Origin of the sequence: Stenotrophomonas sp. GbtcB23, assembly GCF_019091045.1 — a bacterium.
GTDB lineage: Bacteria > Pseudomonadota > Gammaproteobacteria > Xanthomonadales > Xanthomonadaceae > Stenotrophomonas > Stenotrophomonas rhizophila_A.
The window spans coordinates 316-560 of record NZ_JAGXKC010000171.1; the positions used below are offsets into that span (position 1 = coordinate 316).

A 245-nucleotide genomic window follows, 5' to 3' on the forward strand; every position below is an offset into this window, starting at 1 on the left:
GCCGAACGCACGCGGCCTGGTCCTCCCAGGGATGCCGCTTGGTTCTCCGGGCATGGAGGCCCCGGAGGGACGCCAGCAGCCGTTCACGGTCGAGCTGATCCATCGCGACGGAACCACTGAACCGTTCGCACAGCACTGATCCGTCGCAGCAACAGGGGACGGTGTTGCGGGCGCGCCGATTCTCGCCCGCGAGGAAGAAGGAGAACTACATGACTCACCATTCCGCAGCACACCGGCCCCAGGCC

General features: G+C 66.9%; 1 pseudogene. It reads left to right on the forward strand.

Going from position 1 to position 245, the window contains the following annotated elements:
* Positions 1–139 (forward strand): annotated as a pseudogene (locus tag KVS69_RS21185) (DUF411 domain-containing protein); the annotation flags it as partial.
* Positions 140–245 lie beyond the last annotated feature (106 nt).